This is a genomic window from Anabaena sp. UHCC 0204 (genome assembly GCF_009711975.1).
GTDB lineage: Bacteria > Cyanobacteriota > Cyanobacteriia > Cyanobacteriales > Nostocaceae > Dolichospermum.
The window spans coordinates 196,360-211,498 of sequence record NZ_VIKW01000003.1 but is presented as its reverse complement, the minus strand read 5'-3'; the positions used below and the strand labels follow the sequence as shown (position 1 = coordinate 211,498).

The following is a 15,139-nucleotide window of genomic DNA, read 5'->3' as shown; positions in this document are numbered from 1 at the left end:
TACATTAAATTATGAATGCGACGTAACGCACATTAATTCATGAGATTAGATATAATTAATTTTGGTGCGTTACGTAACGCTTCCACACCCTACTGTCTGAATCAGGATTTCCAGGATTTAAGGATGTTCAGGATGTATAAAAAAACTAATTTTTAAAACCTGAAATATTCCCAGATAAATATTCATAAAAAATCCTGTAAATCCTCTAATCCTGGATATCCTGATTCAGACAATTAAGCATTTTCAGGATAAAGAAAAAAACTTATCTTTAAAATCTGAAACATTCCCAGATAAATATTCATAAAAAATCCTGTAAATCCTCTAATCCTGGGTATCCTGATTCAGACAAAATAATTTATAATTAATTAAGATTAAAAAATAATTCATGTATTGTTAAAATACCAACTTCTCCCGTCATGCTATCCAACAAATGTTTTATCGTCGCATTAGCAAAAAAGAAGTAGAAACTGTAATTGCTTATGGACAAATAATAGAAGAAAATCCTGATGATACACCATACCCCAGTTATTTAATATTAGATTTTGTAGAAGGTAAACCGCTTCATGTTGTATTTTCCTACGATGAAGCTACAGATACAGGATATGTAGTAACAGCTTATATTCCTGATGTTAATATTTGGTTAGATGGTTTTACAACTAGGAGAAAAATATAATGAAATGTGTAATTTGTAAACATGGAGAAACTAAACCCGGTTTAGTCACCGTCACCTTAGAAAGAGATGAATGTATTATTGTCTTAAAAAAAGTTCCCGCAGAAATTTGTGATAACTGTGGTGAATATTATTTAAGTGATGCAGTTACAGAACAAGTTTTAGAAAAAGCAGAATTAGCAATTACTAAAGGAGCAGAATTAGAAATTATTAGATATGCAGCTTAAATTTCTTCTTTGCTTCTTTGCTCCTTTGCTCCTTTGCGTATTTGCGCGAAACTAAATCTTAGAAATCTCAACAAAGTCTCACTCTGAAATTATTAACAATAAATAAACATAAATAAACATCCTGTAAATCCTAAAATACTGGATATCCTGATTCAGACAAATATGATATTAAAAATATATCATCTACCACGTCAACAATGACTAAAAAACCAGAAAGATCAGATCAAGATAGTCCTTGGAAAGAAATATTAGAAGCATATCTTCCCCAAGCTATCGAATTTTTCTTCCCAGAAACATCTGCATTAATTGACTGGAATAAACCCTATGAATTTCTCGATAAGGAATTTCAACAAATATCCCGTCATGCAGAACAAGGAAGAAGATATGCTGATAAATTAGTTAAGGTGTTCGCTAAAAAAGGTGGCGAAATTTGGCTATTTATCCATTTGGAAGTACAAGGTACATCAGAAGACATCTTTCCTCAAAGGATGTTTACCTATAATTTTCGCATTTTTGACCGTTTTGGTAAACCTGCCATTAGTTTAGCAATTTTATGTGATCCCGATCCCAAATGGCGACCGACGGTATATAGTTATAATTATCCTCACACCAAATTAAACTTTGAGTTTGGGATAGTTAAATTATTAGACTATCAAAATCGCTGGGAAGAGTTGGAAAGGAGTAATAACCCTTTTGCTATAGTGGTAATGGCACATCTCAAAACCCAAGCAACAACTAAAAAACCACAGGAACGGAAAAACTGGAAATTTCAACTCATTAGAAGACTGTATGAAAAAGGTTTACAGGAAAAAGACATCCGTAACCTTTACCGCTTTATAGACTGGGTAATGTTATTACCAAAACCATTAGAAAGGGAATTTTGGCAAGAATTTAAAGCGTTTGAACAGGAGATCACTATGACTTATGTTACCACCGGTGAACGCATTGGTTATGAAAAAGGTGAGCAAAATTTAGTTCTGAAACAACTTAAAAAACGTTTCGGAGAAATCTCAGAAGATATTCACCAAGCAATTACTGAATTATCTATTGATCAGTTAGAATCTCTGGGAGAAGCTTTATTAGATTTTACTGCTGTTGATGATTTAATCAACTGGTTGCAACAAAATCAGGAGTAATAAATAATAGTGTTGAGGTAGATGATTAATATTTTTCTGTATTTCATTCTACCCAACCCATCAGGATTTTAGATAAAAAGCAAATCACCAAATTACCTCGCATCCTGGAACATAATCACGGATATTTCCCCAAACTTCATCAGGATTAATTGCTATTTCTTCCTCTATTAATTCTTGCCGAAATTGTACTATAGATTCCCAAAAACTTGATTCTTTATCCATTGGTTTTCCAAGTTCTTCCAAAAACTTGCTTTTACCATCTTTTGGAGTACCTGGAATCACTAGAAATTGTTTTTTAGTTTGCAAACCTTCCAGATATTCTCTCAAATGTTCTGCAACTTTATTTTGTAAATCTTCAGATAAAGATTCCATCATTTTAACTACAGTCATAATTGCTGGAGATGACATAATCGAATTTCCTTTTCAACCTTACCAATCTATTTTAATAAAAAACCTAACTGCATCCTTCTATATATTCCACTTCTGGTAGTTTACCTGCTCTGTATCTAGTCACACGCTGACCATCAGTTTCAAAAATAACTCGATATTTTTGTTCAGCTTTATTTCTGGGTATAAAAGTTAGATAATGTCCCTTTTGATTATATTCATGGGGTGTAACTTGAATTTGTCCAGGGTAAAGTGATTTAATTCGCGCTTCTGTATCACCAATTTTTGCACCAGAAACGGTAGTAATTTTGGGGTTGTCTACATCTACTCTAGCAATAACATCGCTAGTAACATATTTCATCCGACTTTTAACATCATCTTTTGTCACCATAAATGACACACCTGTGAGTTCTCCCTCTGTTTGTAGGTAGTAACAACTATCACTACCAGCGTAACTAACCGATAAACGAGTATTAGCAGCAACAGCAGCTTCAGGAAGATTCATCCCTATTTTTACTGAACCAATACCATTGATAGTTACTTTAGCTTGACTGGTGAGTTTTGTCTGGGCGATGACTGTTCCCACCGTGACAGCAAAAACTGTGAGGGTGATAGTCGCAAAAGTTAGTAATTTGGTTTTGTTCTTCATTTATTTCTCTATTTATGCTGGTGGTATCAAGAGTCTGACTTTCATCGTGTATTTTTAGCGATGCCTGTATTCCATCGCATAAATACCAGTTTAGCGGCTTTTGGAGGGTAAATTTTTGACTTGACTGGGAGTATTCCAATCCAGATTCTCCACACCTAACTGTCAAAAAAGACTCCTCAACAAAAAAACAGGGTATTGCCAATTTAATTAAATCAACCTAACAATGAAGGGAAAATTGCCAAAAAGCTGTTAGTTAATAACTAGTGACTTTTTGCCAAACATGATTTTAATTGCAGATTGATTGTGATGAATATAGCTAATTTCCCGTGGCTGACAACGATTATTTTGTTCCCAATAGCCGCATCACTACTACTTCCTATCATTCCAGATAAAGACGGCAAAACAGTACGCTGGTATTCCCTCATTGTCGGGCTGATAGATTTCGCGCTGATTGTTTATGCTTTTTATACTGGGTATGATTTCTCTAACCCCGATTTGCAACTGGTGGAGAGTTATCCCTGGGTTCCCCAATTGGGTTTGAATTGGTCTCTAGGGGCTGATGGCTTATCTATGCCTCTGATTCTCTTGACTGGATTCATTACCACCTTGGCGATTCTAGCAGCTTGGCCTGTGACACTAAAGCCAAAATTATTTTTCTTTTTGATTTTGGCCATGTATGGCGGCCAGATTGCTGTGTTCGCTGTCCAGGATATGCTGTTATTCTTCCTGGTGTGGGAATTGGAACTTGTACCAATTTACTTCCTACTGTCAATTTGGGGAGGTAAAAAGCGCCAATATGCAGCAACCAAGTTTATTTTATACACTGCTGGCGGTTCGCTGTTTATTTTGCTGTCTTCCTTGACAATGGGATTTTATGGCGATACGGTGACTTTCGATATGCGATCGCTCGCCTTGAAAGACTATGCCCTCAATTTACAACTTTTACTCTACGCTGGCTTCCTCATTGCCTACGCTGTCAAGTTGCCAATCATTCCCCTCCATACCTGGCTACCAGATGCCCACGGTGAGGCTACAGCGCCTGTGCATATGTTACTAGCGGGTATTTTGTTGAAAATGGGTGGTTATGCCTTAATTCGCATGAATGCCCAAATGCTCCCTGATGCTCACGCTTATGTTGCCCCTGCATTAGTGGTTTTGGGGGTAGTAAATATTATCTACGCTGCTTTAACGTCTTTTGCCCAGAGGAACTTAAAACGGAAAATTGCCTACTCTTCAATTTCTCACATGGGCTTTGTTCTCATTGGTATTGCCTCTTTCACCGATTTAGGGTTAAGTGGGGCAGTTTTACAAATGGTTTCTCACGGATTAATTGGGGCAAGTTTGTTCTTTTTAGTCGGTGCAACTTACGATCGCACACACACCTTGATGTTAGATGAAATGGGTGGTGTCGGTAAAAGAATGCGGAAGATTTTCGCCATGTTTACAACTTGTTCAATGGCATCTTTAGCATTGCCAGGAATGAGTGGTTTTGTCGCAGAATTAATGGTATTCGTCGGTTTTGCCACAAGCGATGCTTATAACCCAACATTCAAAGTAATTGTCATTTTCTTGATGGCGGTTGGTGTAATTCTCACCCCAATTTATCTACTTTCAATGTTGCGCGAAATTTTCTACGGTCAAGAAAACGAAGAGTTAGTTTCTCACCAAGCTTTGATTGATGCTGAACCCCGTGAAGTCTTTATCATTGCTTGTTTGTTGATACCCATTATCGGTATTGGTTTTTATCCCAAGTTGCTAACACAAATGTACGATGCTACAACTGTACAATTGACAGCAAGATTGCGTGATTCTGTCCCAACTTTAACCGCTGGGAAAGCATTGGAAACTGTTTCTTTAAATGCACCAATAATTGGTAATTAATTCGTAACTCCAGCTACGAATTATGATCAGGGTGGGTTTAATACCTGCCCTTTTTTATCTTTAAAATTCAATTAATATTTTGGGCTTGCTGAATTAAAATAGAAAAAAATATACCTGTCTATAGTTAGGATCTACAAACAAGTATGGTAAAAAAAATAACAGCAGTTTATTAAATAAACAAAATTATTAGTCGTTGTCCCATTCTTCGCGTCCGATTAGATCACCAATGCGATCGCGTAGTAAAAAATCACACTTTTCTAATTCACATTCCACACAAACCCACTCTCTAGCTGGAATAAACTGGCAAAGAGTATATATTGGTTGCTGACGACCAACCATTCCCCTTTCCACTAACCGACGTGCTTCATCCTGAATAACGTCCAGAGAGTAGTAATTGTAATTGATAGAAGGCACCGTATTCACACTCATGGTTTTTACTCACAAAATTACATTTAGATAGCGTTCCCGTTATTAACTAGGAACAAAGATGGCAATAATTAAACCTGTCTCCAGGGTTTTGTAGTTTGCTATACGGAACTATTATCATTTTGACGCTATACATCTCTAAATTATCTAAAGAAATGTTAAGTTTGTCAAGAAAACATGACAATTATGCTATTTGAGCTTCATATTCCGAATATTAGAGGAGCTAATTCTACAATTATCCAGCCTAAATATTGCCATTTTCAACATTTTTCATATTAACCTGTGTAAAAACCATTAAAAGGATTTATCTTTGCTGTAACGCTACCTGTAATAATATATATGGAGTTACAGACTTCAACATCTATCCTAAGATACAAGATTTATAACACCCATAATTATCTCAAAACAACCAGAAAATCACCGGAAATTAATCAGCCATATCTTCATCCACCTTTAACGATGTTCGTTCCTGTTCCAGTTGATTTAGCAAGTTCAGCACTTTAGTACCTCGTTCGATAGAGTGATCTTCCAGAAACTGCACTTCTGGAGTGCGACGTAATCTCACTCTAGCTCCTAGTTCACTGCGAACGTAACCTGTAGCTGACTTTAAACCAGCCATTGTTTCCGCCTTAGCTTCTTCTGTCCCATAAATGCTGACGAAGATTTTGGCGTGTTGTAAATCCCCAGAAACATCTACATCAGTGACACTGACCATTCCTGTACCCACACGGTCATCTTTAATACCGTTGAGTAGCATTTGGCTAACTTCCCGTTTAATTAATTCAGCAACGCGGGAAACGCGGCGATTTGTAGCCATATAAATTCCGCCTTCTCACAGAGGTTAAACAACATGATTCTAAATGCAAGTTAGAGCGGACAGTGCTTGAGATTGATAAAATCAACAGCAACAGTCCACTAGACTAAACCTTTTCTGGTGCTAGTCTAGATTGTATTCAACCCCAACATTGCCCGGAGGGTAAGTGTTACGAAAAAAAGACCGCCGGCAAAAAAGCCTATAATAGCAATTAGCGTTAGTGGACGTTTCAGCAGTGGAAACAGCGGCTCAAGGGTGTTTAGAAAAATGCCCAAGACGATACTAATCAAGTATCGAGGGTAGCGAAAGACGTTATCCCAAAATCCATCAAACATTTGAATTTAGACTGCCTTATTATAGAGTTTAGGTTTGTTTACAGTTTTTTGTTTAACCTAATTGTAATATATAGCCATCCTATTTGATTTATGATACTTTACAAAGTAGACAACAGAAAAAAATAATCAGTAAGTCATTCTGGCAAGAAGCAACTGGAGTTATATAACAGATAATTTTTCAGCTTAACTGCAATTAGATGGTAAGTCAAATCCCCAAACAAACTTACCCCCGGCCATTTTTAAAGTGGGCTGGGGGTAAAACTAGACTGATTTCACAATATAAAGACTATTTTCCCAAGCATTATCATACCTACTATGAACCATTTTTAGGTGGTGGCGCAATTTTTTTCTCTATGCAACCATCCAAAGCAGTTTTAAGTGATATTAATGCAGATTTAATTACTACCTATCGGTGCGTTAAAGATAATATTGAGGAATTGATTACTCTGCTACAAAAGCATAAACAAGAACATAACGCAGAATATTACTATGATGTCAGAAATAATCATAGTAGTAAAGATTTAGAAATAGCAGCTCGATTTATTTATCTCAATAAAACTTGTTTTAATGGACTATATCGGGTTAATTCCCAGGGAAAATTTAATGTACCTGTGGGAAAATATAAAAATCCTGGTATTTGTCAGGAAGAAGTTCTGCAAGTCGCATCTCAAGCACTAAAAGGAGTAGAGATAAAACACGCTAATTTTGATGAAGTGCTAAATTATGCAACTGGCATTAATGACTTTGTTTATTTTGATCCCCCATATTATCCTGTCAGTAAAACTAGTAATTTTACAGCTTATAGTCATTTTTCCTTTGATGAGAATCAGCAAATAAAACTCAGGGATATCTTTGCAGAATTAGCTGATAGGGGCGTAAAAGTTATGTTATCTAATTCCGATTGTCCATTTATTCGTGACCTTTATAGTGATTTTTCTGTTCACACAATATTAGCCGCTAGATCAATTAATTCTAATGCTCAAAAGCGAGGAAAAATTACTGAAGTATTAGTAACTTCTTATTAAAGATTATTGTAGGTTGGGTAGAACGAAGTGTGGCGAAGCCATAACCTAACATTGTAATATCTAACATTTTCATGAAAATGTTGGGTTTCCTTACGTCAACCCAACCTACTGAATTGCTGAATCTCCTTAACTTTAATTGCTTTTGGCTTCAGCATGACCGTTACGAATAGACCATGCTAATTCTAACATTTGCGTCCAGCGTTTTTGGAGTTGTTTAGGAGTACACTGAACAGCTTTAGAGATAAGTTGATCACTTTGACAAGCAGTTTTCAATTCAAAAATTTGCTGTTGTTGTGGTGTGAGTTGATTCCAAAAAATATCCCATTGCTGGGAAGTTAAACCTAACTTGTGTTCCAAACCAGCACCCAACCATTGATGCACTAATTGCCATTGGTGTTGTTTAGCAAACTTCTCAACATGATACTTAAATCTTTGTTGTAAATAATCGCGTTGACGACTAGTTAAACCCAGAATTTGGTCAATTTCCGGTGCTGAAAGGTCTTGGAGTTTGAGAGTCAAGTAATCCATGCAATCAGATTGTCCTTGAGACTCCAGGTATTTCATCAATTCGGTAATCACACGATTGCGTTCCGACTCCTCGGAGGGGTCAAAAGTAGGCTTGGCAATCATTTGTGAGCGAATTTGCTGCACTGCTACATTACGTTGATAAGATTCTGCTTCTTCTGTTTTAGCAGAATCCACAGCCATTTCAATATCTACAGTAGTTTCTTGAGGTTGACGACGGGCAAAACCTTGAGCGCGTAAAACAATTAACTGTTGATTAGCACCACCAGGTAAATTAATCCGGCGTTTGGCATACTGTTCTGTAAACGCCATATACTCCGCTAATTGTAGCTGAGTCCGGGGGGTGTAGTCTTCAGGTAATTCAGTTTCTCGACGAAAAGCTTTAATAGCTTCGATATAAAAAGCCTGTAAAAAATCTTCAATGAGATTGTAACGAGCCTCAAAGCCTAAATCTGAGCCAGCAACAGTAACGTGACGATAAACGATCGCGCCCAAACTGCTATGTAATTCCACACGTCCTTGTTTAGCACCGAGTTGGTAGTAACGCAAGCACTTTTGTAAACGATGTCTTCCTAAAGTAATTTGCCAAGACTGAATTTGTCCTGAGTTTTGAATGCGGGAACTTTTATCACATATCCGTTCTACTTCTTTGGCTATCCGCTGGACTACAGCTTGCACACCAACTGATGTAGGTTTGACTTGAGATTGCATTTCATCGGATAAAAGTTGCACCAATGTATCGGTGTTAGCAACAGACAATTCTTCAAGAGAAATATAGCTATTAAAAGCAGATGTAGAATTAGGCAGATTGGCGATGTTAGCTTTCATGACTTTTCTGTAAAATTGGTATTGCACCTTAACTCAAACGCAGATACAGCATTTAAGGCCAGTCACATTAGCGAGAATCTTTGAGAATTTATTCTGTGAAGATTCATCACCTGGACTGCTGATATGTAAACACTGTAGGAAATTTCCAAAGTTAAGGGCTTGTTAATTGTGTCGCTTTTTTCTTTAGCAACTAAATCAAAGATGGGATAGAAATATTCACTCTTAGGTAAAAATAACCGAAAGCCTAGTCATGATTAGGTTTGCTGGAATTTCATGACTGGGGATTCTCATGCCTGTGAGTATGACAATTTCAAAATTGGAGTAAGGTAATCATAAATTAGCGCAACCGAGTCCAAAACAAAGGGTTGTACGCATAAAGCTTTATTCTTAAACCCAAGCAGCTACAGCTTCCCAACCTAAACCCCTCCGTATAATGACTGGTTCTTCGTCCGTCAAGTCTAAAATGGTAGACACTTGATATGTCGGTTCTTCAGCAGTGTCAATAATGATATCTACCAATTTATCCAAATGGTCATATAAATCTACCCGTGACAAAATTGGTTGTGGTTCGTCTTCAACTATTTCCTGGTCTTCGTCATTGACTCTGACATGAGCCGAAGTGGAAATAATTGGGTTTCCTAACGCTTCCAGTAATGCCAAGCAAACGTTATGATTTGGCACTCGAATTCCTGTGGTTTTGCGTTTGGGACTTTGCACCAGTCGTGGTACTAGTTTGGTAGCAGGGAGCAAAAATGTGTAGGGTCCTGGTATTAACCGCTTCATAATCCGGTAGGCTGTATCACTTACGAAGGCATAAGTCGCCACATTGGAAAGTGAGGGACATAAAAATGTCAAAGGTTTATCATTTGCTAACTGCTTAATTTGCCGCACTCTTTCCACCGCTGACTTCGCATTCAAATCACAACCAATTGCATAAACTGTATCTGTAGGGTAGAGCATGATAGCGCCACCTAATAGCGCCAACTTTATCTCCTCTATTCGGCGGCTTTGAGGATTATCAGGATGAATCGTGAAAATTTTGGCCATAATGGGGTTGGTGATTGGTGATTGGTAATTGGTGATTGGTGATTGGTGATTGGTGATTGGTGATTGGTGATTGGTGATTGGGTAAGAGTTTTCTTCTTCCTGACAACTGACAACTGACAACTGACAACTGACGACTGACAACTGACAACTGACAACTGACAACTGACAACTGACAACTGACAACTGACAACGAACGACTAACAAATAAATTTATGAATAAAATCGCTTATATTCAATGTCCGACAGGGGTTTCTGGTGATATGTGCCTGGGGGCGTTAGTTAGTCTAGGTGTGCCTTTGGAGTATTTGACAGAAAAACTCAATGGCTTGGGACTTGAGCAGGAATACCGATTACGGGCAGAATTGGTTCACCGTCAAACTCAACAAGCGACTAAAATTCATGTGGATTTGGTTGATCATCACCATCATGATCACCATGAACATAATCATCATCACGGCCGACATTTGCCAGAGATAGAGGAGATGATTCTCAAGGGGAAATTGCCAACAAGAGCGGAAGCTTGGAGTTTAGCTGTATTCCGACAGTTAGCAGTAGCTGAGGGGGCTGTTCATGGCATTGCACCTGAAAAAGTTCATTTCCATGAAGTGGGGGCTGTAGATGCGATTGTGGATATTGTTGGTACTTGTTTAGGGTTGGATTGGTTGGGTATTGACAGCGATCGCCAGGGTTGGCCTTTGCTATACTGTTCTGCTTTCCCTACGGGAGGTGGAACTGTTCATGCTGCACATGGACTCATGGCAGTACCAGTACCAGCAGTGTTAAAGCTGTGGGAAATGCGGGGTTGTCCAGTTTATAGCAATGGTATTGACAGAGAATTGGTAACACCAACGGGGGCGGCGATCGCTACTACCTTAGTTCAAAACTTTGGTTCACCTCCACCAATCACTATCAAACAGGTAGGATTAGGCGCAGGTTCTCTAGATTTACCCATCCCCAATATACTACGGCTCTGGTTTGGTGAAAGTGAATCTTTACAGACTGATAACTGTGATCTGGCGGAATATTCCCCAAATTTAGAAACCATTACTGTACTCAAAACTCAAATAGATGACTTAAATCCCCAAGTATTCGGTTATGTATCTGAAGCTTTATTTGCTGTTGGTGCTGTGGATGTCTTTACCCAACCAATAGGAATGAAAAAGTCACGTCCCGGAATTTTGTTAACTGTTATATGTCATCCAGGGAAGTTAGCTAGTTGTGAAGAGGTGTTATTTCGAGAAACTAGCACTTTAGGGATTCGCCGCACTACTGAACAACGGGCAATTTTACAACGGGAAATTCAAAATGTGGAAACTGGTTATGGGACAATAGCTGTAAAATTTGCCTGGACAGGAACAGCTACAGAAAAGGTAATTACTAATGTCCAACCGGAATATGAAGATTGTGCAGTTTTAGCACGAAAACATAATATTCCTTGGCGAGAAATTCACAGATTAGCACTTCAGAATTGGCATTTATTACAAAAAAAGGGAACAGATAAGAAATTTCAGTTATGAGTTGAAAGCTCAGTCAAAAAAGATGTTTTTAAAAGATGCGATTTCCATCTCATGTTTAAAAACATGAAATTTTCTGTTCCTTATTGTCCAGTCCCTGTTCCCTCTCCTCACAGATAACTTTTTCAGCAAACCCTAATTATGCAAAAATGTAGATAATAATATAGGGTGAGCAATGCCCACCCTACAAATGATCTCCCTTGTTTTGAGATAAATTTTAATCAGCGTTTCTCATACTCCTTTTGAATACATCTGTCGTATCCTCTCCTGTTCGCTGAATATTTTTACCCATATCTTCAGCACCTCGCTGCACACTCTTTGTTAAATCTTTAGTAGCATTCGTAACATTTTCCTGGAGGTTTTCAATTCCTCTTTGAGTTCCCTTAGTTACACCTTCTCGCAATTCTTCCGCTGAACTACCTATATCCTCACCTAGACGTTTCACTCTTTCATCTAAGGGTGTTCCTTCCTGATAATTACGAACAAATTGCTCTCGACTATCAATTCCTTTTGTTTCTACATTTCTTTTAGCCTGGTTTATTAAATCTTCTGCTCTATCTCTAGCTTCTTCTTCTGCTCTTTTTGCTCTGGAATCTATATCACTAAACTTATCAGTTCCCACTGGATAAGAAGGAATTGGATAATTTACTGCGGGATCATATCTTTGTGCATTTGGTGGTTGTCCTGGCGGTTGGTTTGGCTGTGTAGCTATTCCTGGACGATTACAAGCTTGTACTAAAAATAGGAAAGTTACTGCCAAAAAAACTGTCAAAACTTTGAGGGGGCGTAGGTTTTGCAACCAAGCAATTACTGTTTTCATATTCCTCTCCTTTTCTGGTTTTGACCTAATTCACAATTAATCAATATTAAATTGAACAGCATATTTTCGCTGATTTTGATTGAATTTAAAAACAATCTTAATCACAGAAAAGATATTTATCTTTGCATATATCGCATTGTATAGCAGTTAGATTCAAAGTTTTATCTAACTATAGGGAGAGATTTTTATTGATTTTGATAAGCTTGATATATGTATGTGGCTATTCGGTAGTTGCTATGCCAAACTATTAGCTAGACTCACTAAGTAATATTAAAATATGTATCAATAACTGACTAAAAATATTGTATGGGTTGACATATAACGAGCATTTATTATTATCTATAAATACAATTCAAATTATTTTTAGATAAACTTAAACTTACGAACTAGATGCTTATTAAATTGGCATTTTGTTGAATAGTTAGCCAAGAGTATTAACTTGCATACTGGCAATTTTGTGAAAAGGCTTATTTACTAATTTTAGCCTATGGGTAGGAGATTTGATTTAGTTCGGGTGATAATTCTTAGGTGTATCAGTTTCTAACAAAACAGCAGATTTTCAAAAGGATAAGTTTGCTTCCAACGATAGGTATTAAAGTCACGCTAATCTACTGAAAAAATGCGTCCATGTCCTAAATCTTCTGCTAAAATTACTAGGGAAGCATCAGATAAATCCATTGGTAGATTAGCATATTTTTCGATTAATTGAATAATTTGCGGAGTATGATGAGGTTATAAATTATAGCGGTATGCACTTGAGTGAGATACAGTCAGCAAATCGCAAAGCCTGTAGGGGCGCAGGGTCTGCGCCCTCGATTGTATTGCATCCTAGCGATAACCGCTATAAAAACTGTAAATAATTCTTGTTCCAGACTATTTAAAAAAGTAACTTGAGCTTTAACTCCTAATTTGAGTAAAATTTTTCGGTATGATTATATTATAAACTACGCACCAAAGATCCCCGACTTCTTTTCAAGATTTTTCTATCATATCCATAACCAATCTTAGAAGTCGGGAATCTAAATCTGGTGAGGTGAATGTTTCCAGGTATATCTGTGATGGTTCTATTGTCTTCTCTTATTTACATGATAGTTGGTGATGGTTGGGTGAGATGATGTGGATAGATACAGGGTTTTTGGGTTGTAATTTAGTGTTATTAATCGTGGGTATTGTTGGGTTTCCTTGTGTCAACCCAACCTACAAATTACTATTTTTTAATACCTTTAATAAATGCTGTTCTTGCATCAATAATGGAAGGCATTAAAACACAACTTGCCAATAAATTTATATCTAAAGATGGCAATAATTCACTTTGATTAATTTGCTCATAATTATCATTTTTGAGATGATAGAGAGACAATTGATTATTTTCCCAAAACCAAACTTCAGTAATATTAAACCGCTTGTATTTTTCTAATTTATCAATACTGCCACTTGTAATGTTAATTTCAATTGCTAAATCTGGATTTTCTTTTTTTTCTCCGATGTAATAAGATTCGTCAGGTTCAAAAGAAGCATTCTTTTCTTTTGCGCGACGAGTAGCACTACCTACTGGGATAAAGTTTATCCCTTTTTCAAAAAGATATGCTTCTATCAAAATAGCGATAATTTTTTTGATATTTTCGTGTTGTTCACCAAGTGTCATAAATTCGATGTACCCATCAAGATAAGTTATCCGCAAATTTCCTGCGTCTGCGGTTAAGGTTTCTATTATTTCAAATTCCTTCCAGGTGTAATAACCAGGTAGAAGAAATCGCTGTTCGGAAATTGTGGTGGTTTTGTCTAGGATTTGGAGAGTCATAGTAATTTTATGGTTATGACTTTAATCTTGATTATAACTCATGGTCAGGTGATAATTGTCAGGTGAGGTGAATGTTTCCAAGTGTATATGTGATGTTTCTATTGTCTTCTCGTATTTACATGATAGTTGGTGATGTTTGGGTGAGATGATGTAGACCGATACAGGATTTTCGGGTTGTAATGAGTGAGGGATGTGATAAAATATAAAAAGCAGAGCAGTAAATATTAATTTATTCTCAAGGACAAATCAAATGACCGTTGAAGAAATAATTATAGATAAGGTAAAAATATTACCTCCTGATAAACAACAAGAAGCCTTAGATTTTGTAGAGTTTTTGTTAGCTAAAATGCAAAAACAAGGGGTATCTAATCAACCCAAAAAATCAGGTATTTCAGCTTTAGCTATGGCTCAAGAATACGTTGGTTGTGTGGAAGCAGCCGAGGATTTATCTACTAATAAAGATTATATGAATGGTTACGGTGCATGATGAGGGGATGTGTTTTACTAGATACGGATCCATTGGTGGCTATAATTAATCGTCGTGATCAGTTTCATGGTTGGGTAACATCACAATGGGATAATATTGAGCCTCCTTTATTAACTTGTGAAGCTGTAATTTCTGAGGCTTGTTTTTTGTTGCGAAATGTTTATGGTAGTCAAGATGCTGTGATAAATTTGGTGAGGAATGGAGTTATTAAAGTACCTTTTAATTTGGATGATGAAGCTGTAATTATTGGTGAACTTCTCAAGATTTATCAGTCTGTACCGATGTCTTTCGCTGATGCTTGTTTGGTGAGGATGTCTGAACTTTATAATGATAGTTTTTTGTTAACTTTTGATAGTGATTTTCTGATCTATCGGCGCAATAAAAATCAAGTTATTCCTGTAATTATGCCAGAATAAGAGGATTTGATTTAGTTTGAATGATAATTCTCAGGTGAGATGAATGTTTCCAGGTGTATTTGTGATGGTTCTATTGTCTTCTCTTATTTATATGATAGTTGGTGATGGTTGGGTGAGATGATGTGAACAGATACAGGCTTTTTGGGTTGTA

Annotated in this window: 16 protein-coding genes and 2 pseudogenes; 8 read left to right on the top strand and 10 right to left on the bottom strand. The window is 36.9% G+C overall.

What is annotated here, in order from left to right:
• Positions 1-418: 418 nt before the first annotated feature.
• The 3 genes and pseudogenes from FJR04_RS03890 to FJR04_RS03880 form a co-directional block, all read left to right on the top strand.
• Positions 419-673: pseudogene (locus FJR04_RS03890) on the top strand (DUF4258 domain-containing protein); the annotation flags it as partial.
• Positions 673-897: a type II toxin-antitoxin system MqsA family antitoxin gene (locus FJR04_RS03885; RefSeq protein WP_168491989.1), complete on the top strand. Its 225-nt coding sequence runs from the start codon at positions 673-675 to the stop codon at positions 895-897. The pseudogene FJR04_RS03890 and the gene FJR04_RS03885, both read left to right, overlap by 1 nt.
• 197 nt (positions 898-1,094) lie before the next feature.
• Positions 1,095-2,033: a DUF4351 domain-containing protein gene (locus FJR04_RS03880; protein ID WP_168491987.1), complete on the top strand. Its 939-nt coding sequence runs from the start codon at positions 1,095-1,097 to the stop codon at positions 2,031-2,033.
• An 84-nt stretch (positions 2,034-2,117) separates the two neighbouring features.
• On the opposite strand, the gene FJR04_RS03875 is transcribed toward FJR04_RS03880, so the two are convergent.
• Together FJR04_RS03875 and FJR04_RS03870 are read right to left on the bottom strand one after the other, a co-directional pair.
• Positions 2,118-2,441, bottom strand: coding sequence for a hypothetical protein (locus tag FJR04_RS03875; RefSeq protein ID WP_168491674.1), 324 nt, complete (start codon positions 2,439-2,441; stop codon positions 2,118-2,120).
• 46 nt (positions 2,442-2,487) lie between these two features.
• Positions 2,488-3,069, bottom strand: a complete 582-nt coding sequence (locus FJR04_RS03870; protein WP_168491985.1) for a hypothetical protein — start codon at positions 3,067-3,069, stop codon at positions 2,488-2,490.
• A 306-nt stretch (positions 3,070-3,375) separates the two neighbouring features.
• On the opposite strand from FJR04_RS03870, the gene ndhD1 reads away from it, so the two are divergent.
• Complete coding sequence (ndhD1, locus tag FJR04_RS03865) at positions 3,376-4,950, top strand: photosynthetic/respiratory NAD(P)H-quinone oxidoreductase subunit D1 (RefSeq protein ID WP_168491983.1); 1,575 nt, start codon at positions 3,376-3,378, stop codon at positions 4,948-4,950.
• 186 nt (positions 4,951-5,136) lie between these two features.
• On the opposite strand, the gene FJR04_RS03860 is transcribed toward ndhD1, so the two are convergent.
• From FJR04_RS03860 to FJR04_RS03850, 3 genes are all read right to left on the bottom strand, one after another.
• A complete protein-coding gene (locus tag FJR04_RS03860; RefSeq protein ID WP_104387094.1) occupies positions 5,137-5,379 on the bottom strand; it encodes a DUF4327 family protein in 243 nt (80 codons plus the stop codon).
• Positions 5,380-5,803: 424 nt separating this feature from the next.
• The gene (rbfA, locus tag FJR04_RS03855; protein WP_168491981.1) at positions 5,804-6,193 is read right to left on the bottom strand and encodes a 30S ribosome-binding factor RbfA; all 390 of its coding nucleotides are present in this window, start codon (positions 6,191-6,193) and stop codon (positions 5,804-5,806) included.
• Positions 6,194-6,318: 125 nt separating this feature from the next.
• A complete protein-coding gene (locus tag FJR04_RS03850) occupies positions 6,319-6,525 on the bottom strand; it encodes a DUF751 family protein (RefSeq protein WP_168491979.1) in 207 nt (68 codons plus the stop codon).
• Between the two features lie 197 nt (positions 6,526-6,722).
• On the opposite strand from FJR04_RS03850, the gene FJR04_RS03845 reads away from it, so the two are divergent.
• Positions 6,723-7,550 (top strand): DNA adenine methylase, encoded by an 828-nt coding sequence (locus FJR04_RS03845; RefSeq protein ID WP_168491978.1) that lies wholly within the window; start codon positions 6,723-6,725, stop codon positions 7,548-7,550.
• A gap of 132 nt (positions 7,551-7,682) precedes the next feature.
• On the opposite strand, the gene FJR04_RS03840 is transcribed toward FJR04_RS03845, so the two are convergent.
• Together FJR04_RS03840 and FJR04_RS03835 are read right to left on the bottom strand one after the other, a co-directional pair.
• Positions 7,683-8,903: a HetZ-related protein gene (locus FJR04_RS03840; RefSeq protein ID WP_168491977.1), complete on the bottom strand. Its 1,221-nt coding sequence runs from the start codon at positions 8,901-8,903 to the stop codon at positions 7,683-7,685.
• Between the two features lie 387 nt (positions 8,904-9,290).
• Positions 9,291-9,950 (bottom strand): L-threonylcarbamoyladenylate synthase, encoded by a 660-nt coding sequence (locus FJR04_RS03835; protein ID WP_168492144.1) that lies wholly within the window; start codon positions 9,948-9,950, stop codon positions 9,291-9,293.
• A 212-nt stretch (positions 9,951-10,162) separates the two neighbouring features.
• Here FJR04_RS03835 and larC point away from each other — a divergent pair, with 212 nt between their 5' ends.
• Complete coding sequence (gene larC, locus FJR04_RS03830) at positions 10,163-11,467, top strand: nickel pincer cofactor biosynthesis protein LarC (RefSeq protein ID WP_168491975.1); 1,305 nt, start codon at positions 10,163-10,165, stop codon at positions 11,465-11,467.
• Between the two features lie 214 nt (positions 11,468-11,681).
• Here larC and FJR04_RS03825 read toward each other — a convergent pair whose 3' ends face one another.
• The 3 genes and pseudogenes from FJR04_RS03825 to FJR04_RS03820 form a co-directional block, all read right to left on the bottom strand.
• On the bottom strand, positions 11,682-12,284 hold the full coding sequence (locus tag FJR04_RS03825; protein WP_168491973.1) for a hypothetical protein: 603 nt from the start codon (positions 12,282-12,284) through the stop codon (positions 11,682-11,684).
• A gap of 603 nt (positions 12,285-12,887) precedes the next feature.
• Positions 12,888-12,992 (bottom strand): annotated as a pseudogene (locus FJR04_RS26590) (VapC toxin family PIN domain ribonuclease); the annotation flags it as partial.
• 499 nt (positions 12,993-13,491) lie between these two features.
• Complete coding sequence (locus tag FJR04_RS03820) at positions 13,492-14,085, bottom strand: Uma2 family endonuclease (protein ID WP_168491971.1); 594 nt, start codon at positions 14,083-14,085, stop codon at positions 13,492-13,494.
• Between the two features lie 250 nt (positions 14,086-14,335).
• Here FJR04_RS03820 and FJR04_RS03815 point away from each other — a divergent pair, with 250 nt between their 5' ends.
• Positions 14,336-14,572, top strand: coding sequence for a DUF2281 domain-containing protein (locus FJR04_RS03815; RefSeq protein WP_168491970.1), 237 nt, complete (start codon positions 14,336-14,338; stop codon positions 14,570-14,572).
• Positions 14,569-14,988: a type II toxin-antitoxin system VapC family toxin gene (locus FJR04_RS03810; protein WP_371717166.1), complete on the top strand. Its 420-nt coding sequence runs from the start codon at positions 14,569-14,571 to the stop codon at positions 14,986-14,988. The genes FJR04_RS03815 and FJR04_RS03810 overlap by 4 nt, the downstream gene beginning before the upstream one ends.
• Positions 14,989-15,139: the final 151 nt, after the last annotated feature.